The following is a 23,638-nucleotide window of genomic DNA, read 5'->3' on the forward strand; positions in this document are numbered from 1 at the left end:
GGCGGGGTGACTCCACAACATCGAGAGCGGAAAGGCCCGTAAGGACCTGGACAACAGCCCACCAGTCTACGTGTGCGAGGACGAGTCCTTCGCCCGCTCCGCCGGACCGCGGCGCACCGAGCCGGGGGCGACCCAGTTCTGCCGCTTGCGGGCGCGCTTCTTGGCCGCCTCGGAGGACTGCAGCTGGTACGGCACCGAGGTCACCATCACACCGGGCGTGAACAGCAGCCGGCCCTTGAGCCGCAGCGCGCTCTGGTTGTGCAACAGGTGCTCGTACCAGTGGCCGACCACGTACTCGGGGATGATCACCGACACGACATCGCGCGGGGACTCCTTGCGCAGGCCCTTGACGTAGTCGATGACCGGTCGCGTGACCTCCCGGTACGGCGAGTCGAGCACCTTCAGGGGTACGTCGATGCCACGCCGTTCCCACTCCTCGCGCAGTGCCCTGGTGTCGGCGGCGTCCACGTTGACGCTGAGCGCCTCCAGGCTGTCGGTGCGCATCAGCTTGGCGTAGCCGAGGGCGCGCAGCGCGGGGCGGTGGATCTTGGAGATCAGGACGACGGAGTGCACCCGAGAGGGCCGCACCATGTCGTCGGCGGACGCGTCCGGGGCGGCGATCTCCTCGGCGACCCGGTCGTAGTGCTTACGGATCGCCGTCATCGTCGCGTAGAAGATGCACATCCCGAGCAGCGCGACCCAGGCGCCGTGGGTGAACTTGGTGACGAGGACGACGACCAGGACCAGGCCGGTGAAGAAGGCGCCGAAGGTGTTGATGCCCCGCGAGCGGACCATGTGCCGGCGCTTGGCCTGGTCCCGCTCGGTGGCCAGCAGCCGGTTCCAGTGCCGGACCATGCCGATCTGGCTGAGCGTGAAGGACACGAACACGCCGACGATGTAGAGCTGGATCAGCCGCGTGGAGTCGGCGCCGTAGATCCCCACCAGCAGTCCGGCGGCGCCCGCGAGCAGCACGATGCCGTTGGAGAAGGCGAGGCGGTCGCCGCGCGTGTGCAGCTGGCGGGGGAGGTAGCGGTCCTGGGCGAGGATCGAGCCGAGCAGCGGGAAGCCGTTGTAGGCGGTGTTCGCGGCGAGGAACAGCACCAGCGCGGTGGCGGCGGCGAGGATGACGAACAGGAAGCTGCCGTGGCCGAAGACGGCCTCGGCGACCTGCGAGATCACCGGGTCCTGGACGTAGCCGGAGCCGAGCGGGACGCCGTCGTGGATCAGGTCCTTGGCGGGGTTCTCGGCCATCCGGACGTCGGTGGCGGCGGCCAGGGCGATGATGCCGCAGAACATGGTGACGGCGAGCAGGCCCATCATGGCGAGCGTGGTCGCCGCGTTGCGCGACTTGGGCTTGCGGAAGGCCGGTACGCCGTTGGAGATCGCCTCGACGCCGGTGAGGGCGGCGCAGCCGGAGGAGAAGGCGCGCAGCAGGAGGAAGACCAGGGCGAAGCCGGCGAGGCCCGGGTGTTCGGGTTTGATCTCGAAGTCCGCTGTCGGTGCCCGCATGTCGTCGCCGAGCACGACCCCGCGGAAGGCGCCCCAGGCGATCATGGTGAAGACGCCCGCGACGAAGACGTAGGTGGGGATCGCGAAGAGTGTGCCCGACTCCTTCACCCCGCGCAGGTTCATCAGCGTCAGCAGCACGATCACACCGATCGCGCAGGCCACCTTGTTCTCGACGACGAACGGGACCGCCGAGCCGAGGTTCTCGATCCCGGAGGAGATCGACACGGCGACGGTGAGGACGTAGTCGACGAGGAGGGCGCTGGCGACGGTCAGACCGGCCTTGGGGCCGAGGTTGGTGGTGGCGACCTCGTAGTCGCCGCCGCCGCTCGGGTACTCCCGGACGTTCTGCCGGTAGGAGGCGACCACGGTGAACATCAGCACGACGACCGCGACGGCGATCCAGGGGCTGAAGTGGTACGCCGAGAGGCCCGCGATCGACAGGACCAGCAGCACCTCGCCGGGGGCGTACGCCACGGAGGACAGCGGGTCGGAGGCGAAGACGGGAAGTGCGACTCGCTTCGGCAGGAGCGTCTCGCCCAGCCGGTCACTGCGGAGTGCGCGCCCGATGAGGATGCGTTTGGGCACGTCGGTCAGTTTGGACACAAGAGTGGATCGTAGGCCGTGGAACAGGGCACGCCCCACCCGCCACCCCACATCCATACGGCATCCATACGGCCGCTGCTCTCCGGGTGAAATCACCGTGGTCCGGGATGCGGATTCCGCAGGTCGCGGAAGTTCCATGCCTATATGACTGATCCGGCCGTAGTCGCCCTGTCACGTGGAGGTCCCATGCACACCACCGCAGAACTGATCGGCGCCGCGGCCTCCCTCGTCGGCCTCGGCATCCTGGCCGTGGCGAGCGTGCGCAGCATCACCCGCCGCTGAGCCGCGCCCCGCGCGGGCGGCGACGGACGGGCCCCGGAGGGCGTCACCGGTGCGTTCCCCCGGCATGATGTTGCCTTGCGTCCCGCACTCGGGCCGCGATGTACGCCTTGTCGCCCGCGAGCCGAAAGAGAGACATGAGCACGAAGGTCATGAAGGCCGTACGGCCTGCAGGAAGCGCGGTGTGACGCGATGCATATTGTCATCATGGGCTGCGGGCGGGTGGGTTCCGCGCTCGCCCAGACCCTGGAGGAACAGGGGCACACGGTCGCCGTGATCGACCGGGACCCCACCGCCTTCCGCCGGCTGGGCTCCTCGTTCGGCGGCCGCCGGGTCACCGGCATCGGCTTCGACCAGGACACGCTGCGCGAGGCGGGCATCGAGGAGGCCGGCGCCTTCGCCGCCGTCTCCAGCGGGGACAACTCCAACATCATCGCCGCGCGGGTCGCCCGCGAGATGTTCGGCATCGAGAACGTCGCCGCCCGCATCTACGACCCCCGCCGCGCGGAGGTCTACCAGCGCCTCGGCATCCCCACGGTGGCGACCGTCCGCTGGACGGCCGACCAGATGCTGCGCCGGCTGCTCCCCTCCGGCGCCGAGCCGCTGTGGCGCGACCCGACCGGCGGGGTACAGCTCGCCGAGGTGCACACCTCCACCGCGTGGGTGGGGCACCGGATCAGCAGGCTGCAGGACGAGACCGGGGTGCGCGTGGCCTTCCTGACCCGGCTCGGCGAGGCGATGCTGCCCAGCTCGCAGACGGTGCTGCAGGAGGGCGACCTCGTGCATGTGATGATGCGCACCGACGAGATCGACCGGGTCGAGGCGGCGTTCGCCAAGGGTCCCGAAGAGGAGGGCGGTCACTGATGAGGGTCGCCATTGCCGGAGCCGGCGCCGTCGGCCGCTCGATCGCGGGCGAGCTGCTGGAGAACGGCCACGAGGTGCTGCTGATCGACAAGGCGCCGACCGCCATCTCGGTCGAGCGCGTCCCGCAGGCGGAGTGGCTGCTGGCCGACGCCTGCGAGATCACCTCCCTGGACGAGGCGGCGCTCCAGCGCTGCAACGTCGTCATCGCCGCGACCGGCGACGACAAGGTCAACCTGGTCGTCTCGCTGCTCGCCAAGACCGAGTACGGCGTCCCGCGCGTCGTCGCCCGGGTGAACAACCCGAAGAACGAGTGGCTGTTCAACGAGTCGTGGGGAGTGGACGTCGCCGTCTCCACCCCGCGTCTGATGTCGGCCCTGGTGGAGGAGGCGGTGAGCGTCGGCGACCTGGTCCGGCTGCTGCGCTTCAGCCACGGCGACGCCAACCTGGTCGAGCTGACCCTGCCGGAGGAGTCGGCGCTGGCCGGGACCCAGGTGGGGGACGTCCAGTGGCCGCAGGACACCTCACTGGTCACCATCATCCGCGGCACACGCGTACTGACGCCGACGCGCGAGGACTCCCTGGAGGCGGGTGACGAACTCCTCTTCGTGGCCGCGCAGGCGCGTGAGCAGCAGTTGGAGGACCTGCTCTCGGTCCGCAAGGAGTCGTGAAAGCGGGGGCGCCCGGAGAAGTCCGGGCGCCCCCGCTTTCGTACGGACTAGGACTCGCGGCGGTGACGGCCGGCCGTCGTGGTCTCGTCGTTCTCCCGCGCGGCGGCGGCCTTGCGTTCCTCTTCCGCGCGCTCCTCCGCCTCCATTTCGGCGAAGACATCGATCGGCGGCGGCGCCTTCGCCAGGAACACCCAGGTCAGATACACCGCGAGCAGGAAGGGCGGGATCTTCAGCGCGATCAGCACCCAGCCCAGCTGGGTCGTGTCCGCCCACCAGTACAGCGGGAACAGGATCGCGCTCTTGGCGAGCAGGATCAGGCCCCACGCCCAGCTGGCCTTGGTGTACGCCTTCTTGCGGCCGGGGTTGCGGGTGCGCCAGGAGAGGTTCTCCTTGAACACCGGGCCCAGCATCAGGCCGATCAGCGGGACGCCCGCGACCGCCGTGACGATGTACGCGAGAGCCAGGCCCAGCGTGTAGAGCATGCCCGGCAGATAGAAGTCCTTGGCGTTGCCCGTCATCATCGCGAAGACCACACCGAAGGCGACGCCGAAGACACCGCTGAAGGCGTGCTTGACGGTGTCCTTCATGGCCAGCCGGACCACGACCATGACCAGCGCCACGGCGAGCGCCGCGATCGCCGACATGTGCAGGTCCTTGTTGACCGTGTAGATGCTGACGAACAGCAGCCCGGGGAGCACCGTCTCGACCATGCCCCGCACCCCGCCGAACGCCTCGAAGAGGGCGGCTTCGGTCACCGCCCGGGCGTCGTCGGCGGATGTGTCTTCGGTTGTCGGCTTGTCGAGTGACGTCACCGGCTACTCCCGTCCGAGGGGTCTCAGTTCGTATTTCGGATTGAACAGCACCCGGCGGCCCCGGCTCATCGAGATCCGGCCCGATGCGATCAGCTTGCGCCCCGGTTCTATGCCCACGATGGAGCGCCTGCCGAGCCACACCACGTCGAGCGCGGCGGAGCCGTCGAACAGCTCGGCCTCCAGGGCCGGCACCCCCGCGCGCGGCCGCAGCGTGACCGTGCGCAAGGTACCAGTAACCGTGACGATCTGCCGGTCACGGCAGTCGCCTATCCGCGTGCAGCCGGCCGTCTCGGCGTCCTCACGCAGCTCCTCGGACTCCAGGTCCTCCTGAGACGAGGAGAGCCGGTCGAGCATGCGCCGGAACCGGCCTGCCGGCTTCTCGGATCGAGGAACAGCACTCATATCTGAAGCGTACCGGGGTGCACTGACGGTTACGTACCCCGTGCTGCCCCGGTCCGAACGGGCCGCTCCCGGCCACCGCCGCCGGCCCTCACCTTTCGAAGCGGTAGCCCATGCCCGGCTCGGTGATCAGGTGCCTCGGGTGTGACGGGTCCGCCTCCAGCTTCCGCCGCAGCTGTGCCATGTACACGCGCAGATAGTTCGTCTCCGTGCCGTACGACGGCCCCCACACCTCCCGCAGCAGCTGCTTCTGCGCCACCAGCCGGCCGCCGCCGCGCACCAGCACCTCCAGGAGATGCCATTCGGTGGGGGTCAGCCGTACGTCCTTGCCGTCGCGGTGGACCTTCTTCGCGGCCAGGTCGACGGTGAACCCGGCGGTCTCCACCACCACGTCCCCCCCGTCGCCCGCGGGCTCCGCGCGGCGTACGGCGGCCCGCAGCCGGGCCAGCAGCTCGTCCATGCCGAAGGGCTTGGTGACGTAGTCGTCGGCGCCCGCGTCCAGTGCCTGGACCTTCTCGCCGGAGGCGTGCCGCGCGGACAGCACCAGGATCGGCACCCGGGTCCAGCCGCGCAGTCCCCTGATCACCTCGACGCCGTCCATGTCGGGCAGGCCCAGGTCGAGGACGACCACGTCGGGGTGGTGCGCGGCGGCCGTACGGAGTGCGCCGGCGCCGTCCTGCGCGGAGTCGACCTCGTACGAGCGTGCTCTGAGGTTGATCACGAGGGCGCGCACTATGGCCGGATCGTCGTCGACCACCAGCACACGGGTCATGAGGGCTGCCTTTCGGGTTCTGCGGCCGCCGCGGCCTGCGGGGGCCCCGGGTGTGCCGCGGCGGCACGCAGGGTGAGCGCCATGGTGAGGCCGCCGCCGGGGGTGTCCTCGGCGTTCAGGGTGCCGCCCATGGCCTCGGCGAAGCCGCGCGCGACCGCCAGGCCGAGGCCGACTCCGGCCCCGCGCGGGGCGTCGCCGTACCGCTGGAAGGGTTCGAAGATGCGGCCCTTGGCCTCGTCGGGGACGCCGGGGCCGCGGTCCACCACCCGTACCTCGACCCGGTCCGCGAGGGCGCTGGCGGCGACGAGGACCCGCAGACCGGCGGGGCTGTACTTGACGGCGTTCTCGATCACGTTGGCCATCGCCCGCTCCAGCAGGCCGGGGTCGACGGCGACCATGGGCAGGGCCTCGGGGATGTCGAGGGTGACGCTGCCCTCGGGCACCCCGCCGAGCGCCATCGGCACCACCTCGTCCAGGTCGATCTCGCGGATCAGGGGGGTGACGGTGCCGGTGTGCAGCCGGGACATGTCCAGCAGGTTGCCCACCAGGTGGTCGAGGCGGTCGGCGCCGTCCTCGATGCCCTCCAGGAGCGCGGCCCGGTCCTCGGGGGACCATTCGACGTCGGCGGAGCGCAGCGAGGAGACGGCGGCCTTGATGCCGGCCAGCGGGGTGCGCAGGTCGTGGCTGACGGCGGCGAGCAGGGCGGTGCGGATGCGGTTGCCCTCGGCGAGGGCGAGGGCCCGGTCGGCCTGTTCGCGCAGCCGCCGGCGGTCCAGGACGACGGCGGCCTGCGCGGCGAAGGCGCCCAGCACCCTGCGGTCCTCGGCGGGCGGCACCCGGCCGGTCAGGGCCAGCGCCATGTGGTCGCCCACCGGGACCTCCACGTCCGCGTCCTCGGGCCGGTCGACCGGCCGTCCGCGGCCGGCCCGGCCGGCGCAGGTCCACGGCTCGACGTCGCCCGCGCGTTCGAGCAGGGCGGCGGACTCCATGCCGAAGGTCTCCCGGACGCGTTCCAGCAGGTCCTCGAGGCCGGTCTCGCCGCGCAGCACGTTGCCCGCGAGGAAGGAGAGGATCTCCGACTCGGCGCGCAGCCGGGCCGCCTGGTGGGTGCGGCGGGCCGCGAGGTCGACCACGGACGCGACGGCCGTGCCCACCGCGACGAAGATCGCGATGGCGACGATGTTCTTCGGGTCGGAGATGGTCCAGGTGTGCAGGGGCGGTGTGTAGAAGTAGTTGAGCAGCAGCGAGCCGACCGCCGCGGAGGCGAGGGCCGGCCAGAGTCCGCCGAGCAGGGCCGCCGCGACCGTCAGGGCCAGGAACAGCAGCATGTCGTTGGCGAGTCCCAGGTCGACGGCGCTGAGCAGCACCGCCACTCCCACCGGGCCGGCCAGGCCGACCGCCCAGCCCCAGGCCCGCCGGGACCGTCCGAGCCGCGCGTCCCGGGCGACGGGCAGTCCGCGCCCCTTGGCGACCTCCTCGTGGGTGACGATGTGCACGTCGAGATCGGGTCCGGAGTCCCGGGCGACGGTGGCGCCGACGCCAGGTCCGAAGACGTACTGCCAGGCCGGGCGGCGGGAGGAGCCGAGCACGATCTGGGTGGCGTTGGCGCCGCGCGCGAAGGCGAGCAGGGCGGCCGGTATGTCGTCGCCGACGACGTGGTGGAAGGTGCCGCCGAGGTCCTCCACCAGGGTGCGCTGTTCGACCAGGGCCCGGGGGGAGGCGGCGGTGAGGCCGTCGCTGCGGGAGATGTAGACGGCGAGCAGTTCGCCGCCGGCGCCCTTCTCCGCGAGCCGCGCGGCCCGCCGCAGCAGGGTGCGGCCCTCGGGGCCGCCGGTCAGGCCGACGACGATCCGCTCGCGCGAGCCCCATATCGCGGAGACCTCGTGCTCGCTGCGGTAGCGCTGGAGGTGGGCGTCGACCCGGTCCGCGACCCAGAGCAGCGCCAGCTCCCTGAGGGCGGTGAGGTTGCCGGGGCGGAAGTAGTTGGAGAGGGCGGCGTCGACCTTGTCCGGCTGGTAGATGTTGCCGTGCGCCATACGGCGGCGCAGCGCCTCGGGGGTCATGTCGACGAGTTCGATCTGCTCGGCCCTCCGTACGACCTCGTCCGGTACGGTGTCCCGCTCCCGTACGCCGGTGATCGACTCCACGACGTCGCCCAGCGACTCCAGGTGCTGGATGTTGACGGTGGAGAGCACGTCGATGCCGGCCGCGAGCAGTTCCTCCACGTCCTGCCGGCGTTTGGCGTTGCGGGAGCCGGGGGCGTTGGTGTGGGCGAGCTCGTCGACCAGGGCGACCTGGGGGCGGCGGGCGAGGACGGCGTCGAGGTCCATCTCCCGGTGCTCGCCCGCCCGGAGCGGCACCTGTTCGAGCCCCTCCAGCAGGGCCTCCGTGCGGGGGCGGCCGTGCGGTTCGGCGAAGGCCACCACGACGTCGGTGCCGCGTCCGGCACGGCGGTGGGCCTCGGAGAGCATCGCGTACGTCTTGCCGACGCCCGGTGCCGCACCGAGGTGAATCCGAAGCTTGCCGCGTCCCATGCCCTCATTGTCTTCCGCTCACCGTCACCACGCGGAATCGACCATACGGCCGCCACCTGCGACGGGAGGCACGGGGCGGGGCAGGGGGCAGGTCCTTGACGGAACTCTGACGCGCGGGCGGCGGGGGCCCGGGACGTCCGCGGCCCCGTGCCGGCGCGTGGACGTCAGTGTTCCGTGATCTCGCCGTCGCCGAGTTCCAGGACGCGGTCGGCGAGGTCGAGGAGGGTGGCGTCGTGGGTGGCGACCAGGGCGGTGACGTTCTCGCTGCGGACGACCGCGCGGAGCAGTTCCATCACGGCGTGTCCGGTTTCCGCGTCCAGCTGGCCGGTCGGCTCGTCGGCGATGAGGAGGGAGGGACTGTTGGCGAGGGCGCGGGCGATGGCGACCCGCTGCTGCTGGCCGCCGGAGAGCTCGCCGGGCCGCTGGGCCGCGTGGTCGGCGAGGCCGACCAGGGAGAGGAGCAGCTCGACGCGTTCCTCGCGCTCGCGCGGGTCGGCGCGGCGCAGCCGCAGCGGGACGCCCACGTTCTCGGCGGCGGTGAGGATGGGGATGAGGCCGAAGGACTGGAAGACGAAGCCGACCTGGTCCCGGCGCAGGGCGAGCAGCCCGTCCTCGTCGAGGTCCGCGAGGTCGCGTCCGTCGACGAGGACCCTCCCCCGGTCGGGGGTGTCGAGGCCGCCGACGATGTTCAGGAGGGTGGTCTTGCCGGATCCGGAGCGGCCCTTGAGGGCGACCAGTTCCCCGCGCGGGACCTCGAAGGAGACACCGCGCAGCGCGTGCACGGCGGCCGCGCCACGGCCGTACGACTTGTGCACGTCCTCGACGCGCACCATGGTCTCGGTGACCACCTGACTCATTGCGACCGCCCTCCCCCGTGAACCGGGCGCCAGTATCCCCGTCCGGCGCCCGGCTGATCAACGGTCAGGCGGGGTTGTCTCCGTGGGTGAGGGTCTCCCAGGCGACGAAGAGGTTGTTGCTGCCGGAGGGGCGGGTGCGCTCGGTGAGGGCCTGGGTGTTGGTCATGGCGTGGCCGAGGCGGTTGTGCAGGGCGTTGTAGCCGACCTCGGTGACCGGTCCGAGGCCGAGGTGCAGGGAGCCCCCGCAGAGCCAGCCCGGGGCGGCCGTGCCCTGCTCGTACTTGGCCTGGAAGCCGAGCGCGTGCCGCAGCCGCTCGCCGACGTCGGTGCCGTAGAGGTCCTGGCCCTGGATGCGGCTGGTCTCGGCGATGTGCGAGATCGAGGAGATGCCGTAGCCGGTGTGGGTGAGGTCGCGGCAGGTCTCCTGGGTGAGGCCGGTGACGAAGGTGGACTGGTTCTGCCAGTACTTGACGATCTTGTCGCGGGTGTTCAGGTTCTGGCTGGGCACCGTCTTCGGCAGGGCCCCGTCGGACTCCAGATAGACGTAGGCGGCGGTGCGGGTGCTGAACGTCGCCATGGCCTTGTCGTAGGAGGACCGGTCCTCCAGGAAGACGGAGATGCCTACGGCGGCCTCCATCATCGTGAGCTCCCAGTTGCCGTTGGAGTTCGAGCCGTTGATGACCTCGGGCAGGTAGACGTCCCGGAGCATGGTGGCGAAGCGGCCGGAGTTGGCCCAGCCGCCGGTGTAGGTGTGCTTGATGATCTCGGCGGCCCTGGGCCAGGAGGAGCCGGCCCAGCCGGTCTGCAGGGGCGCGTTGCTGTTGGTGTGGTCCCGGATCACGGCGGACCAGGCGTCCATCAGCTCGATGGACTTGCGCGCGTAGCGGTCGTCCCGGGTGATGTACCAGGCCAGCGCGTTGGTGTACGCGGCGATCGCGTCCTCGCGCTCGTCGGTGCAGCCGTGGTTCGGGTTGGAGTACGAGCCGCACTCGACGACCGCGCGGGGCTTGGGCGTGCGGTTCGGGTCGGCGTACTTGCTCGCCATCATCCGGTCGAAGGCGTTCTTCCAGGGCTGGGCACCGGCGTCGACCCTGCTCCTCGCGAAGTCGAGCTGGGCCCGGGAGACGGTGACTCCGGGGTGGGCGAAGGCGGCGGGGGCGGCTTCGGCGGGTGCGGCGTCGGGGCGGAGAACGAGGGTGCCGACCAGCGCCGTGGTCAGGAGTGCGAACAGCGCGGTGCGGGCTCTGCGGCGGGGGTGCGAGGGTGCAGAGGACATGTGGGGGGTCCATCCGTTCTCGTATGTGAACGAAGGGCGTCTTTTTGAACGCCTGGATGGCCCGAGACGGTAGGTCCAGACCAATACCGCGTCAAGGGTCCGCGCACGGGAGAGGGCCGCACCCCCCGCGCGGGGACACGGCCCTTCTTGTTCTCGACCGACGTGATCCGCCGGACAGGTCCTAGCGGACCTCGGTGATCTCCGGTCCGCGCTGGAGCTGGCCCATGCCGCCGGCGAAGCGGGAGCCCTCCTCCTCCTGCTGCACGTTCTCCGGCACCATCTGCGCGTCGTTGGGCAGCTTCAGGACGATCGGGTCACGCGGGGCCATCGGGCCCTCGCCGCGCACCACGACCGTGTCCCGGAAGATCTGCTCCAGGAGCCCGGCGGCCTGCGGCTGCACCGCGCCCTGGCCGGAGATCACCCCGCGCAGGAACCAGCGGGGCCCGTCCACGCCGACGAACCGCACGACCTGGAAGCCGCTGGTGCCGTCCGGCAGCTGCACCGGCACCTGCGCCCGCAGCTCCCAGCCCAGCGGGCCCTCGACCTCGTCGATGATGCCGCCCTGCTGGGTGATGCCGGACGCGATCTCCTCGCGCACCTCGCCCCAGATGCCCTCGCGCTTGGGCGCGGCGAAGCCCTGCAGCTGGATGGCGCTGTCCCGCAGGACGACCGTGGCCGCGACGATCGCGTCGCCCGCGACCTCCACCCGCAGCTCCATGCCGTCGACCCCGGGCACGAAAAGGCCGCCCAGGTCGACGCGGCCCTCGCCGGGCTCGCTGACCTCGCTGCCGTCCCAGGGCCCGTCGGGCCTCGGCGCCGGCTCGAGCCTCAGCCGCTCGGCCTCCTCGCCCGCCTCAGCGTCGACACCGTCGACGACCTGCTCGGCCTCGCCGGCCGCACCTTCGGCGGCATCCTTCTTCTTGCGACGTCCGAACACGTCACTGTCCTTCCCGGTCGGATACGACCGAAGCGTATCGATTCCCACCCGCTGTACCGCCCGTGGCGGCCTGAACGCTTGTGCCGCTCTTACCTTCGCCCACCGCGGCGTGACCACCGGTGGACCCGAAGCCCCCCTCGGCCCGGACCGAGGGGGGAAGCTCCGCGACCGACACGAAGCGGACCCTCTCGACCTGCTGGACGACCAGTTGGGCAATCCGGTCGAAGCGCTCGAACCGCACGGTCTCGCGCGGATCGAGATTCACCACGATCACCTTGATCTCCCCACGGTACCCGGCATCAACCGTCCCCGGGGCATTCACCAGGGCGACGCCGCAGCGGGCGGCAAGACCGGATCGCGGGTGCACGAAGGCCGCGTACCCATCGGGCAGCGCCACAGACACCCCGGTGGGCAGTACGGCCCGTTCGCCGGGTGCCAGCGCGCACGCCTCGGTGGTGCGCAGATCGGCGCCCGCGTCCCCGGGGTGCTCGTACGCCGGAAGCGGTACGTCGGGGTCGACACGCCTGATCAGCACCTCGAGGGCGCTCACGGGTTCACCTCGAAGGCGCGCGCACGGCGGACCTGGTCGGGGTCGTCCATGGCGGCGCGGATCTCCTCCTCGCGGCCGTGGTCGACGAAGTGGTCGACCTTGACCTCGATGAACAGGGCGTCGGCGCGGACGGCGACCTGGCCGTCGGGGCCGCCGATGCGTCCGGTGGCCGTGCAGTAGATCTTCCGTCCGGCGACGGCCGTCACCTCGGCCGCCAGGTGCAGCACGGTGCCGACGGGCACGGGGCGGACGAAGTCGGTCTCCAGCCTGCCGGTGACCGCGATCGTGCGCAGCAGCCAGTTGAGCGAGCCCAGCGTCTCGTCCAGGGCGCTGGCGAGCACCCCGCCGTGCGCGAGTCCCGGGGCGCCCTGGTGGGCGGCCTGCACGGTGAACTCGGCGGTGATCGACACGCCTTCGCCGGCGCGGGCCGCCAGATGCAGTCCGTGGGGCTGCTCGCCGCCGCAGCCGAAACACTGGCCGTAGTGCGCGCCCAGGAGTTCGCCGGGGGCGGGGGCGTCCGGGTGGCGCACCGGTCGCACGGCGTCGGCGGGGGGCTGAAGAGCCGGGGAAGTACCACTCACAGGCGCAGACCTTACCCGCGCGTGAGTGCGCTCCCGACACCGTGCCAAGCTTGGATTCATGCAGCTCTCCGCCACCCCGTACGAAGAACGCCTCACCGCGCCCCGCTCCTGGTGGCTCATCTCCCTCCTGGCGGGGGTCTCCCTCGCGCTGATCCTGCTGCCGTTCGGCACGCTGCCGATGCTCGGTGGCCTGGCCTGCGGCACCGCGGCGGCGGCCGTGATGGCGAGCGCCTACGGCTCGGTGCGCATCCGGGTCGTGGGCGGCCATCTGATCGCGGGCGAGGCGAAGATCCCGGTGTCGGCCCTCGGCGAGCCGGAGATCCTCGACGAGGAGGAAGCCCGGGCCTGGCGCACCCACAAGGCCGACGCCCGCTGCTTCATGCTCCTGCGGGCCTACATCCCCGGCGCCCTGCGCATAGACATCACCGACCCCGAGGACCCGACCCCGTACGTCTTCCTGTCGACCCGCACCCCCCAGCGCCTGGCCGAGGCCCTGCAGGCGGCCAGAAACGCCGCGTAGCCCCAAGGGGCGCGCGGAACTGCGCACATGGGGGTCCGGGGGCGCGGCCCCCGAGGGACGGGAAGGGGCGGCGGGGGGCGGAAAAGGCCCAGCCGCCACGGAACCGGCTCTCGCCGGACCTACGGCATCCGGCGATCATCGCCCGGCACTTCGAGCACCCCCTCGGACAGCGCGTCCGCGGGACGTTCCAGCGCCGGAAGGGCCGCCAGCGCCTCCCAGGGCACCTGGATTCTGCGCAGGTCGCCCCGGATACGCGACGCCAGCTTCCGGGTATCGCGGCGGTTCATCACCGCCCCCACCGCCGCCCCCACCAGGAACGGCATCAGGTTCGGCAGATTCCGCACCGTGCGCTTCATGATCCGCTGCCGGAGCTCACGCTTCATCCGGCTGCTCAGCGCCGCGCCCACCGTCGACGGCTTCGTCGCCTCGACCCCCCGCTCCTCCGACCAGGAGTTGAGATACACGGTGCTGCGCTGAGCCAGGCTCCCGGCCGGGCGCACCCCGTACACCTCATGAAGTTCGGCGATCAGTTTCAGTTCGATCGCGGCGACGCCGGTGATCTCCGCGGCCAGTTCCGCCGGCATCGCGGGCGGTACGGGCATCATCGCCGCCGCACCGACCCCGGCCCCGACCGTCGCCGTGGCCTTCGCGGCGCCCGCCACGAGCTTGTCGGCGAGTTCTTCGGGGCCGAGCCCCGGGAACTGCCCGCGCAGCGTCTCGAGGTCCCGTACGGGCACCCGCGGGGCGATCTCGATGATCCGGTCCGCGAGGTGCGCCAGTCCCGCGCGGGCGCGGGCACCGCCCTTGCGGGCGCCTTCCACGGCCTTCTCGCGGATGACGGCGGCCCGCCTTCGCGCCACGGGCGCGGTGACCTCCAGGGAGTCCGGGAGGTCACCCCGGCCGGCTGCCGCTTCGAGCGAGGCCGCCCCGGTACCGGTTGAGCCCCGCTCTGGTTCACGCGTGTCGTGCTGTGGGCCCTGAGGGGCCCCTTGGTCCGCTCCCTTCGTGAAGAAGCGGCGCTTCCGCGGAGGGGTCGAGCCGGTCACGGCCGACCCCGCCTCAGTCGCAGTCGCGGCAGATCGGCTGGCCGTTCTTCTCGCGGGCCAGCTGGCTGCGGTGGTGGACGAGGAAGCAGCTCATGCACGTGAACTCGTCCTGCTGCTTCGGCAGGACCCGGACGGCCAGTTCCTCGTTCGAGAGGTCGGCCCCGGGCAGTTCGAGGCCTTCCGCGGCCTCGAACTCGTCGACGTCGACGGCCGAGGCCGACTTGTCGTTCCGCCGTGCCTTCAGCTCTTCGAGACTGTCCGAGTCGACGTCGTCGTCGGTCTTGCGTGGAGTGTCGTAGTCGGTTGCCATTGGACGCTCTCCCCCTCTGGGTGTATGCGGTGTCTCCAGCGCACGTAACGCGTGAGAGGCCGGACTTGTGCCCGACCTGAGGCGGAGATTTTGCCTCACATCAAGGTCTGTTACTCAATCGACACCCAACCGCACTCCTCATGAGTGATCGGCTTGGATGGCGATGGGGACCGTACACGGTCCGCATGCCGCACTTCAAAGGCGCCTCACCGTGTACTTCCCGTGATGAGCACCCCTGAAAACCGGGACTTTCGCGACCTTTCGCAGGGTTACATGATCACAGAGCGTCGATGACGGCGAAATCGCCCTTGTGATCGATCACACAGGGGAATACCGGAGCGGCGCCCCGGGAATTCCGCTCAAAGCGAACACCCCGCTATGTCGCGGAATGATCTCAGATCGGAAAGGTGACACGCATCACGAGCCCTCCCCCTTCGCGCGGCTGTGCGTAGATGTGCCCGCCGTGCGCCCGCGCGACCGAACGCACGATGGACAGACCGAGCCCGACGCCCTTGTCGCTGCCCGTACGTTCGGTGCGCAGCCGCCGGAACGGCTCGAAGAGATTGTCGATCTCGTACGCCGGCACCACCGGGCCCGTGTTGGACACCACCAGGACCGCCTGGCCGTGCTCCACGCCGGTGGTGACCTCGACCCAGCCGTCCTCGGGCACGTTGTACCGCACGGCGTTCTGCACCAGGTTCAGCGCGATCCGCTCCAGCAGGACGCCGTTGCCCTGGACGACCGCCGGCTTGCGCCCGCCGCGGATCTCCACGCCCTTCGCCTCCGCCTCCCCGTGCACCTGGTCGATGGCCTGGGTGGCCACCTCCGCGAGGTCCACGGGTCCCCGTTCCACGATCTGGTTGTCGCTGCGCGCGAGCAGCAGCAGGCCCTCGACGAGCTGCTCGCTGCGCTCGTTGGTGGACAGCAGCGTCCTGCCGAGCTGCTGCAGCTCCACCGGTGCCCCCGGATCGGAGAGGTGCACCTCCAGCAGCGTGCGGTTGATCGCCAGCGGGGTGCGCAGCTCGTGCGAGGCGTTGCCCACGAAGCGCTGCTGCGCGGTGAACGCCCGCTGGAGCCGCTCCAGCATGTCGTCGAACGTGTCCGCCAGTTCCTTCAGCTCGTCGTCCGGGCCGTCCAGCTCGATCCGCCGGGACAGGTCCGAACCGGCCACCGCGCGGGCGGTACGGGTGATGCGGCCCAGCGGCGACAGGACCCGGCCGGCCATGGCGTAGCCGAAGGCGAAGGCGATGATCGCGAGACCGAGGAGCGCGCCCAGGGAACGGCTGAGCAGATCGTCCAGCGCGTGCTGCCGCTGGACCGCGTTGCACTGCTTCAGCATGTCGTTCAGCTGGTCGTTGGTGGTCGCGCTGTTCAGCTGGGGGCAGGTCTCACTGGTGATGTCGATGTTGGTGCCGCTCACCCGGAAGGACTGGCCGCTGCCGCCGTCGTGCAGCGCCTGGGCGGCCAGCAGGTAGATGATCGACAGCAGCAGGATTCCCGCGATCAGGAACATGCCGCCGTACAGCAGCGTGAGACGTATGCGGATGGTGGGACGCAGCCAGGGGAAGGGCGGTTCGCCCTTTCTCGGGTCCCAGGTGGGCTTGGGGGGCGCCGTGGGGGGCGCGGGTGTGGCGGCCATGACGCATCAGATCCGGTATCCGGAGCCGGGCACGGTCACGATGACCGGCGGCTCCCCGAGCTTGCGGCGCAGGGTCATCACGGTCACCCGCACCACGTTGGTGAACGGATCCGTGTTCTCGTCCCAGGCCTTCTCCAGCAGCTGCTCCGCGGAGACGACCGCGCCCTCGCTGCGCATGAGCACCTCCAGGACGGCGAACTCCTTCGGCGCGAGCTGCACCTCCTTGCCGTCCCGGAAGACCTCGCGGCGATTGGGGTCCAGCTTGATCCCGGCACGCTCCAGCACGGGCGGCAGCGGCACGCTCGTACGCCGCCCCAGGGCGCGCACGCGCGCGATGAGCTCGCTGAACGCGAAGGGCTTGGGCAGATAGTCGTCGGCGCCGATCTCCAGGCCCTCGACACGGTCGCTGACGTCGCCGGACGCCGTGAGCATCAGCACACGCGTGGGCATACCGAGCTCGACGATCCGGCGGCAGACGTCGTCGCCGTGCACGAGGGGGAGATCGCGGTCGAGGACGACCACGTCGTAGTCGTTGACGCCGATGCGCTCCAGGGCGGCCGCACCGTCGTACACGACGTCGACGGCCATGGCCTCCCGGCGCAGTCCGGTGGCCACCGCATCGGCGAGCAGCTGCTCGTCCTCGACGACGAGTACGCGCACGTCGCTTGTCCTTCCTCATGTCCCGCCCTCGATCGGGCAGCGCCTCAGGACGCACTCGGGCAGGGGTACGGGTGGGTGTTGCCTCCATCCTGCCCTTTTCGGTCATAAGTCGGCTGTAAGGCGGGAGGGGGAGGGCGGCGGACCCGGCGGTGGGCAGGTGGCGGACGGGTGCCGGACCGGGGAACGTCCGGGCGAACGGGGCGGGAATACGAGATTTTCTCGCGCGGTTAGGTTTCCACGGAAGAGAGCTTGGGGAGGACGGGTTTACATCCCGCGATCACGCTCTGCTCGTACCGCGCCACCATGCGGTGCGCTTCAGTCCGCTTCCGCAGAGCGGGCGTGGATGTCCGGCACCGTCGCCTCCCGGCCGGGTGGCGCTGGGCATCCGCTGGACGTGATCGTCCCTTTCCGACCGGCACACCCCCGTGCCACCCGACCCACCCGACCCAGGACGAGGGGGCGCAGCATGGACGCATTCACCGCAGGACTTCTGCAGCGCATAAAGGCGACCGAGTCCGATCTGTCGCGTGCCCGCGACGAAGGCGACGACTTCCTCGTCGACGTCGAACAGGGCGAACTCGACGACCTGCGCCGCCTCGCCGCCGAACACGGCGTGGAGGTCGGCGCGCAGGCCGTCTGCTGAACGAGTGAGCACGGCAAGCCCCGGCGAATCCAGCGCCGGGGCTTGCTCGTTCGTTCGTCACGGCCGACGCACGGGGCGGTGGGCCTCGGCCGAGGTGTCCCGTCAGTCGTGCCAGGCGCCCAGGTCCTCCAGGTGCCGCTGCAGCGGCTCGAAGACACCCGGCGTCGCGGCCACGGTCAGGGCCCAGGACGGGCGGTCTCCGGGGCGGCCGCCCGTCAGCGCGCCCGCCTCGCGGGCGATCAGGTCACCGGCCGCCAGGTCCCAGGGGTGCAGTCCACGCTCGTAGTAGCCGTCCAGGCGCCCCGCCGCGAGGTCGCACAGGTCGATCGCGGCCGAGCCGCCCCGCCGGATGTCCCGCAGCAGCGGGATCAGGCGCTGCGCCACCTCGGCCTGGTGGGCGCGGACCTCGGTGACGTAGTTGAACCCGGTCGACACCAGCGCCTGGTCCAGCGGCGGCGAGGGACGGCAGGCCAGCCGCCGCTCGCCCGCCCAGGCACCGGTCGCCCAGGCGCCGCGTCCGCGCACCGCGTGGTACGCCTCGCCGCGCATGGGGGCCACCACGGCCCCGGCCACGGTCTCGCCGTCCTGCTCGGCGGCGATGGAGACGGCCCAGGTGGGCAGGCCGTACAGGTAGTTCACCGTGCCGTCGAGCGGGTCGATCACCCAGCGGATGCCGCTGCTGCCCTCGATGGAGGCGCCCTCCTCGCCGAGGAAGCCGTCCTCCGGGCGGCGCTCGGCGATCAGCGTGGTGATCAGCTTCTCGGCAGCGATGTCCATCTCGGTGACGACGTCGACCGGGCTGGACTTGGTCGCGGCGACCGCCAGGTCGGCCGGCCGGCCGTCCCTCAGCAGCTCGCCCGCGCGGCGGGCCGCCTCACGGGCGAGCTGCAGCAGTTCCGCGTGCAGGGGGTCGGTCACGGTGCTCCTCAGGCGTAGGGGCTGTCGGCGCCCGCGGCGGCGGGACGCTGGGCGCGGGCCGGACAGCAGCCCACCGGGCACAGGTTGTGGCTCGCGCCGAGCGCGCCCAGGGCGCAGGGCGTGACGTCCTGGCCGCGCTCGGCGCCGGCGCGCTCCACGATCAGGTCACGGATCGCGGCCGCGAACCGCGGGTCGGCGCCGACGGTCGCCGAGCGGCGCACCGGCAGACCCAGCTCCGCCGCCTTGGCGGTGGCCTCGGTGTCGAGGTCGTAGATGACCTCCATGTGGTCGGAGACGAAGCCGATGGGCGCCATGACCACGGCCGGGACCCCGGCCGCGTGCCGCTCCACGAGGTGGTCGCAGATGTCGGGCTCCAGCCAGGGGATGTGCGGGGCACCGGAGCGGGACTGGTAGACGAGCTGCCAGGGGCGGTCGACGCCGGTGCGCTCGCGGACGGCGTCGGCGATCACCTGGGCCACGTCCAGGTGCTGGCGGACGTACGCGCCGCCGTCGCCGTGCTCCTCCACCGGACCGGAGGTGTCGGCGGCGGCGGTGGGGATCGAGTGGGTGCAGAAGGCGAGGTGCGCGCCGTCCCGGACGTCCTCGGGCAGGTCGGCGAGGGACCGGAGGACCCCGTCGACCATGGGTTCGACGAAGCCGGGGTGGTTGAAGTAGTGCCGCAGCTTGTCGATCTCCGGCAGCTCGAGGCCCTCCTGCTCCAGGGCCGCGAGGGCGTCGGCGAGGTTCTCGCGGTACTGGCGGCAGCCGGAGTACGAGGCGTAGGCGCTGGTGGCCAGGACGAGGATCCGGCGGCGGCCGTCGCGGATCATCTCGCGCAGGGTGTCGGTGAGGTAGGGCGCCCAGTTGCGGTTGCCCCAGTAGACCGGCAGGTCCAGGCCGTGGTCGGCGAAGTCCTTGCGCAGCGCGTCCAGCAGGGCGCGGTTCTGCTCGTTGATGGGGCTGACCCCGCCGAAGAGGAAGTAGTGCTCCCCGACCTCCTTGAGGCGTTCCCTGGGGATACCGCGCCCGCGCGTCACGTTCTCCAGGAACGGGACCACGTCGTCCGGGCCTTCGGGACCACCGAAAGAGAGGAGGAGCAGGGCGTCGTAAGGGGTGGCATCGAGCACGTCAGGCATGTCCCGATCCTCCCACCCGTCACCGGCGGCCGGGACAGGGTGGGGTGTCACGTGCCGTACGGCTTTTCCGGCTGCCGTAATCGCTGGTGCGTACGGGTGAACGCGTTAGTAAGCTGTACCGACTGCGGTCGCACCTTACTGAGAGGCGGTCGCACTGAGCAGCCTCCGGAGACCTCGTGCCCAGCCCCTATCGCGCCCTGTTCGCCGCACCCGGCAGCAGGGCTTTCTCCGCCGCGGGGTTCCTCGGCCGGATGCCGCTGTCCATGATGGGCATCGGCGTGGTGACGATGATCTCCCAGCTCACCGGCCGGTACGGGCTGGCCGGCGCCCTCTCCGCCGCGCTCGCGCTGTCCGCCGCCGTGGCGGGCCCGCAGGTGTCGCGTCTGGTGGACCAGTACGGGCAGCGGCGGGTGCTGCGCCCCGCGACGCTGATCTCGCTCGCCGCGGCCGCCCTGCTGCTGTTCGCCGCGCACTACGCGTGGCCGGAGTGGGTGCTGTTCGTCGCGTGCGTGGGCATCGGCTGTGTGCCGAGTCTCGGTTCGATGATCCGGGCCCGCTGGGCCGCCCTGTACCGGGGCACTCCGAAGCTGCACACCGCGTACTCGTTCGAGTCCGTGGTGGACGAGATGTGTTTCATCTTCGGTCCGATCATCTCCATCGGGCTGTCCACGGCCTGGTTCCCGGAGGCGGGCCCGCTGCTCGCGGCCTGCTTCCTGGCGGCCGGTGTCTTCTGGCTGACCTCGCAGCGCGCCACCGAGCCCGAGCCGCATCCGCGTGAGCACAAGGGCGGGGGTACGGCGCTGCGCGCGCCGGGTCTGCAGGTCCTGGTCGCGACGTTCGTGGCGACGGGGGCGATCTTCGGCGCCGTGGACGTGGTCACCGTGGCCTTCGCCGAGGAGGAGGGGAGCAAGGCCGCCGCCAGTGTGGTGCTCGCCGTGTACGCGCTGGGTTCGTGTGTGGCGGGGGTGGTGTTCGGGCTGCTGCACTTCGCGGGGGCACCGGAACGTCGCTGGCTGCTGGGCGTCTGCGCCATGGCCGTGAGTATGATCCCACTCCTACTGGTCGGGAACCTGCCGTTTCTGGCCGTGGCGCTGTTCGTTGCGGGTCTGTCCATCGCTCCGACGATGATCACGACGATGTCCCTCATCGAAGAGCACGTACCACGCGCGCAGCTCACCGAGGGCATGACCTGGGTGAGCACCGGGCTCGCGGTCGGGGTCGCGGTCGGCTCCTCCGCGGCCGGCTGGGTGATCGACGCGGCCGGGGCGCGTGCCGGGTACGGGGTTCCGGCGGTGGCCGGTGCCGTCGCGGTGGCGGTCGGTTTCCTCGGCTACCGCCGGCTCAAGCGGCCGGCGCCGGGACGGGGAGGCTTCGTTGGTCGGCACGACGAGCACGGGGAACGGCACATGGCGTAACTGGGGCGGCAACGTCCTGGTACGTCCCGCGCGGGAGGTCGTACCCGCCTCCGTCGACGAGCTGGCCGCCGCCGTGCGCCGGGCCGCCGAGGACGGGATGCCGGTGAAGGCGGTCGGCAGCGGCCACTCCTTCACCTCGATAGCCGCCACCGACGGTCTGCTGATCCGCCCTCAGCTGCTGACGGGCATACGTCACATCGACCGCGCGGCCGGCACGGTCACGGTGGAGGCAGGCACCCCGCTCAAGCGGCTGAACCTGGCGCTCGCACGGGAGGGTCTGTCGCTGACCAACATGGGCGACATCATGGAGCAGACGGTCTCCGGCGCCACCAGTACGGGCACCCACGGCACGGGCCGCGACTCGGCCTCCATCGCCGCCCAGATCCGGGGCCTGGAGCTGGTCACCGCCGACGGTTCGGTGCTCACCTGCTCCGAGGAAGAGAACCCGGACGTCTTCGCGGCCGCCCGGATCGGGCTCGGTGCCCTCGGTGTCGTCACCGCGATCACCTTCGCCGTGGAGCCGGTCTTCCTGCTCAGCGCCCGCGAGGAACCGATGCCCTTCGAGCGGGTCTGCGCGGAATTCGATCAGCTGTATGCCGAGAACGAGCACTTCGAGTTCTACTGGTTCCCGCACACGGGTAACACCAACACCAAGCGCAACAACCGCAGCGCGGGTCCCGAGCGGCCGGTGCCGCCGCTCAGGGGCTGGTTCGAGGACGAGTTCCTCTCCAACGGCGTCTTCCAGGCGGCGAACTGGGTCGGCCGGACGGTGCCCGCGAGCGTTCCGGCCATCGCGCGGATCTCCAGCAGGGCGCTCTCCGCGCGGACCTACACCGACATTCCCTACAAGGTCTTCACCTCGCCGCGCCGGGTGCGTTTCGTGGAGATGGAGTACGCCGTCCCGCGCGAGGCCCTGGTGGAGACGCTGCGGGAGCTGAAGGCCATGGTCGACCGCTCACCGCTGCGGGTCAGCTTCCCCGTCGAGGTGCGTACGGCGCCCGCCGACGACATCACCCTGTCCACCGCGTCCGGCCGGGACAGCGCCTACATCGCCGTCCACATGTTCAAAGGGACCCCCTATCAGGGGTATTTCACCGCCGCCGAGCGCATATTCACCGCGCATGAAGGGCGGCCTCACTGGGGAAAGATCCATACACGGGACGCGGAGTACCTCTCACGGGTGTATCCGCGCTTCGGGGAATTCGTCGCGCTACGGGACCGGCTCGACCCTGAACGCCGGTTCCGGAACGACTACTTGCGGAGGGTTCTGGGGTCGTAGAGGATTCGTGGCGCGGCGTGCCAATCCACGCAGGTGGCCCAAATGGAGTACTGTTGCCAGCCCTGGGCCGGGTTCCCGTCAGGGTGCCCGGACTTGAGGACCGCCGGGAGGGGACTAGTTGCACAGGGTGAGGCAGTTGGTCACTTAGCGTTGCGAATAAGTAACCGTGCCATAACGGCGATCCAGGGCCCGCGCCCGACACGCCGGGCAACTCGGCAAGGTTGTGGCAGGCTGCACCCGGGCAGGCCACACTCGACTAGCGGAAGCAGCGACGTGACGTCGGCAGGCACCACCCGGGAGGTCCCCATGCCGGAACTGCGTGTCGTGGCCGTCTCGAATGACGGCACACGGCTGGTGTTGAAGGCTGCGGACAGCACGGAGTACACGCTTCCGATCGATGAACGGCTGCGCGCCGCGGTGTGCGGCGACCGTCCCCGCCTCGGCCAGATCGAGATCGAGGTGGAGAGCCATCTCCGCCCCCGTGACATCCAGGCGCGTATAAGAGCCGGTGCGACCGCGGAAGAGGTCGCCCAGATGGCCGGCATCCCCGTGGACCGCGTACGCCGCTTCGAGGGCCCCGTCCTCGCCGAGCGCGCGTTCATGGCCGAGCGCGCCCGCAAGACCCCCGTCCGCCGCCCCGGCGAGAACTCCGGGCCTCCGCTCGGTGAGACGGTGCAGGAGCGACTGCTGCTGCGCGGCGCCGAGAAGGACACCGTCCAGTGGGACTCCTGGCGCCGCGACGACGGCACCTGGGAGGTGCTGCTGGTCTACCGGGTCGCGGGCGAACCGCACTCGGCGAGCTGGACGTACGACCCGCCGCGGCGGCTCGTCCAGGCCGTCGACGAGGAGGCGCGCTCGCTGATCGGCGAGTCCGACGACCTCGCCGCGCCCGAGCCCAGCTTCCCGTTCGTGCCGCGCATCGCCCGGCTGCCGCGGGACCGCCCGCTCGACCGTCCCGGCGACCGCGACCGGCCGGGCCTGCCCGCGCAGGCGTCCGAGCCGGACGAGGAGTCGCTGACGGCCACGGCCTCGGGTGAACGGGACTCGCTGACCAGCCTGCTGGAGGCGGTGCCGAGCTTCCGCGGCGACCTGGTCGTCCCGGAGCGTCCGTCCGAGACCGCTCCCGAGGAGCAGGAACCGGAGCCCGAGGCGGAGGAGCCGCCGGCCCCCGCCGCGTCGGCCGGATCCGCGTACGCGGACGTCCTCATGCCGCGTTCCGTCACCAGTCACCGCGACCGTCTCATCGGCTCGACCGACCGTCAGGCCGAGGCGGACGGCGTCCGTCCGGGCCGCCGGGCGGCGGTGCCGAGCTGGGACGAGATCGTGTTCGGCACCCGGCGGAAGAAACAGGACTAGCCCGTTCGGACGGTTCGCGGTCACGGCGGGTTGACGAGGATTCACCAGGTAAGGGGCGCTCACCATGGGTGGGCG

Annotated in this window: 23 protein-coding genes; 7 read left to right on the top strand and 16 right to left on the bottom strand. The window is 71.2% G+C overall.

Going from position 1 to position 23,638, the window contains the following annotated elements; translation table 11 throughout:
* Positions 1-66: 66 nt before the first annotated feature.
* Positions 67-2,112 carry an APC family permease gene (locus IF28_RS0127895; RefSeq protein ID WP_030225674.1) on the bottom strand — a complete coding sequence of 682 codons (2,046 nt, stop codon included), beginning with the start codon at positions 2,110-2,112 and terminating at the stop codon, positions 67-69.
* 471 nt (positions 2,113-2,583) lie between these two features.
* Here IF28_RS0127895 and IF28_RS0127905 point away from each other — a divergent pair, with 471 nt between their 5' ends.
* Complete coding sequence (locus tag IF28_RS0127905; protein ID WP_030225678.1) at positions 2,584-3,255, top strand: potassium channel family protein; 672 nt, start codon at positions 2,584-2,586, stop codon at positions 3,253-3,255.
* Entirely contained in the window at positions 3,255-3,923 is a 669-nt protein-coding gene (locus IF28_RS0127910) for a potassium channel family protein (protein WP_030225680.1), read from the top strand. Before IF28_RS0127905 ends, IF28_RS0127910 begins: the two co-directional genes overlap by 1 nt.
* Positions 3,924-3,970: 47 nt before the next feature.
* Here IF28_RS0127910 and IF28_RS0127915 read toward each other — a convergent pair whose 3' ends face one another.
* The 9 genes from IF28_RS0127915 to IF28_RS0127955 all read right to left on the bottom strand — a co-directional run bounded on the left by IF28_RS0127915 (position 3,971) and on the right by IF28_RS0127955 (position 12,641).
* Positions 3,971-4,735, bottom strand: a complete 765-nt coding sequence (locus IF28_RS0127915; RefSeq protein WP_030225682.1) for a DUF3159 domain-containing protein — start codon at positions 4,733-4,735, stop codon at positions 3,971-3,973.
* Positions 4,736-4,738: 3 nt separating this feature from the next.
* A complete protein-coding gene (locus IF28_RS0127920; protein ID WP_073930701.1) occupies positions 4,739-5,137 on the bottom strand; it encodes an OB-fold nucleic acid binding domain-containing protein in 399 nt (132 codons plus the stop codon).
* An 88-nt stretch (positions 5,138-5,225) separates the two neighbouring features.
* Complete coding sequence (locus tag IF28_RS0127925) at positions 5,226-5,906, bottom strand: response regulator (RefSeq protein ID WP_030225686.1); 681 nt, start codon at positions 5,904-5,906, stop codon at positions 5,226-5,228.
* Positions 5,903-8,440, bottom strand: a complete 2,538-nt coding sequence (locus IF28_RS0127930; protein WP_030225688.1) for a sensor histidine kinase — start codon at positions 8,438-8,440, stop codon at positions 5,903-5,905. Before IF28_RS0127930 ends, IF28_RS0127925 begins: the two co-directional genes overlap by 4 nt.
* Before the next feature lie 164 nt (positions 8,441-8,604).
* Positions 8,605-9,297, bottom strand: a complete 693-nt coding sequence (locus IF28_RS0127935) for an ABC transporter ATP-binding protein (RefSeq protein WP_030225690.1) — start codon at positions 9,295-9,297, stop codon at positions 8,605-8,607.
* Between the two features lie 64 nt (positions 9,298-9,361).
* Positions 9,362-10,573: an alginate lyase family protein gene (locus IF28_RS0127940; RefSeq protein ID WP_030225693.1), complete on the bottom strand. Its 1,212-nt coding sequence runs from the start codon at positions 10,571-10,573 to the stop codon at positions 9,362-9,364.
* 181 nt (positions 10,574-10,754) lie between these two features.
* A complete protein-coding gene (locus IF28_RS0127945) occupies positions 10,755-11,510 on the bottom strand; it encodes a DUF3710 domain-containing protein (protein WP_030225694.1) in 756 nt (251 codons plus the stop codon).
* Position 11,511: 1 nt separating this feature from the next.
* Positions 11,512-12,060 (bottom strand): dUTP diphosphatase, encoded by a 549-nt coding sequence (dut, locus tag IF28_RS0127950; protein WP_030225695.1) that lies wholly within the window; start codon positions 12,058-12,060, stop codon positions 11,512-11,514.
* The gene (locus tag IF28_RS0127955) at positions 12,057-12,641 is read right to left on the bottom strand and encodes a PaaI family thioesterase (RefSeq protein ID WP_030225697.1); all 585 of its coding nucleotides are present in this window, start codon (positions 12,639-12,641) and stop codon (positions 12,057-12,059) included. The genes dut and IF28_RS0127955 overlap by 4 nt, the downstream gene beginning before the upstream one ends.
* Positions 12,642-12,699: 58 nt before the next feature.
* Between IF28_RS0127955 and IF28_RS0127960 the strand changes: the two genes are divergently transcribed.
* On the top strand, positions 12,700-13,161 hold the full coding sequence (locus IF28_RS0127960; protein ID WP_030225699.1) for a DUF3093 domain-containing protein: 462 nt from the start codon (positions 12,700-12,702) through the stop codon (positions 13,159-13,161).
* 119 nt (positions 13,162-13,280) lie between these two features.
* On the opposite strand, the gene IF28_RS0127965 is transcribed toward IF28_RS0127960, so the two are convergent.
* From IF28_RS0127965 to IF28_RS0127980, 4 genes are all read right to left on the bottom strand, one after another.
* The gene (locus IF28_RS0127965) at positions 13,281-14,207 is read right to left on the bottom strand and encodes a hypothetical protein (protein ID WP_030225701.1); all 927 of its coding nucleotides are present in this window, start codon (positions 14,205-14,207) and stop codon (positions 13,281-13,283) included.
* Positions 14,208-14,220: 13 nt separating this feature from the next.
* Positions 14,221-14,517: a DUF4193 domain-containing protein gene (locus IF28_RS0127970; protein ID WP_003993510.1), complete on the bottom strand. Its 297-nt coding sequence runs from the start codon at positions 14,515-14,517 to the stop codon at positions 14,221-14,223.
* Positions 14,518-14,911: 394 nt separating this feature from the next.
* Positions 14,912-16,156: a sensor histidine kinase gene (locus tag IF28_RS0127975; protein ID WP_030225703.1), complete on the bottom strand. Its 1,245-nt coding sequence runs from the start codon at positions 16,154-16,156 to the stop codon at positions 14,912-14,914.
* Positions 16,157-16,162: 6 nt separating this feature from the next.
* Entirely contained in the window at positions 16,163-16,816 is a 654-nt protein-coding gene (locus IF28_RS0127980; RefSeq protein ID WP_007387794.1) for a response regulator transcription factor, read from the bottom strand.
* A gap of 466 nt (positions 16,817-17,282) precedes the next feature.
* On the opposite strand from IF28_RS0127980, the gene IF28_RS39520 reads away from it, so the two are divergent.
* Entirely contained in the window at positions 17,283-17,459 is a 177-nt protein-coding gene (locus IF28_RS39520) for a hypothetical protein (RefSeq protein ID WP_199809045.1), read from the top strand.
* Positions 17,460-17,561: 102 nt separating this feature from the next.
* On the opposite strand, the gene IF28_RS0127990 is transcribed toward IF28_RS39520, so the two are convergent.
* Both IF28_RS0127990 and IF28_RS0127995 read right to left on the bottom strand, forming a co-directional pair.
* On the bottom strand, positions 17,562-18,377 hold the full coding sequence (locus IF28_RS0127990; RefSeq protein ID WP_030225708.1) for an inositol monophosphatase family protein: 816 nt from the start codon (positions 18,375-18,377) through the stop codon (positions 17,562-17,564).
* Positions 18,378-18,385: 8 nt separating this feature from the next.
* Positions 18,386-19,513 (bottom strand): ferrochelatase, encoded by a 1,128-nt coding sequence (locus IF28_RS0127995; RefSeq protein ID WP_030225709.1) that lies wholly within the window; start codon positions 19,511-19,513, stop codon positions 18,386-18,388.
* A gap of 176 nt (positions 19,514-19,689) precedes the next feature.
* On the opposite strand from IF28_RS0127995, the gene IF28_RS0128000 reads away from it, so the two are divergent.
* From IF28_RS0128000 to sepH, 3 genes are all read left to right on the top strand, one after another.
* On the top strand, positions 19,690-20,928 hold the full coding sequence (locus IF28_RS0128000) for an MFS transporter (RefSeq protein ID WP_030225714.1): 1,239 nt from the start codon (positions 19,690-19,692) through the stop codon (positions 20,926-20,928).
* On the top strand, positions 20,888-22,207 hold the full coding sequence (locus IF28_RS0128005) for a D-arabinono-1,4-lactone oxidase (RefSeq protein WP_030225717.1): 1,320 nt from the start codon (positions 20,888-20,890) through the stop codon (positions 22,205-22,207). The genes IF28_RS0128000 and IF28_RS0128005 overlap by 41 nt, the downstream gene beginning before the upstream one ends.
* A gap of 306 nt (positions 22,208-22,513) precedes the next feature.
* Positions 22,514-23,563: a septation protein SepH gene (gene sepH / locus IF28_RS0128010; protein WP_030225730.1), complete on the top strand. Its 1,050-nt coding sequence runs from the start codon at positions 22,514-22,516 to the stop codon at positions 23,561-23,563.
* The last annotated feature ends 75 nt before the right edge of the window (positions 23,564-23,638 follow it).

Origin of the sequence: Streptomyces sp. NRRL WC-3626, assembly GCF_000718785.1 — a bacterium.
In the GTDB taxonomy this organism is placed as follows: domain Bacteria; phylum Actinomycetota; class Actinomycetes; order Streptomycetales; family Streptomycetaceae; genus Streptomyces; species Streptomyces edwardsiae.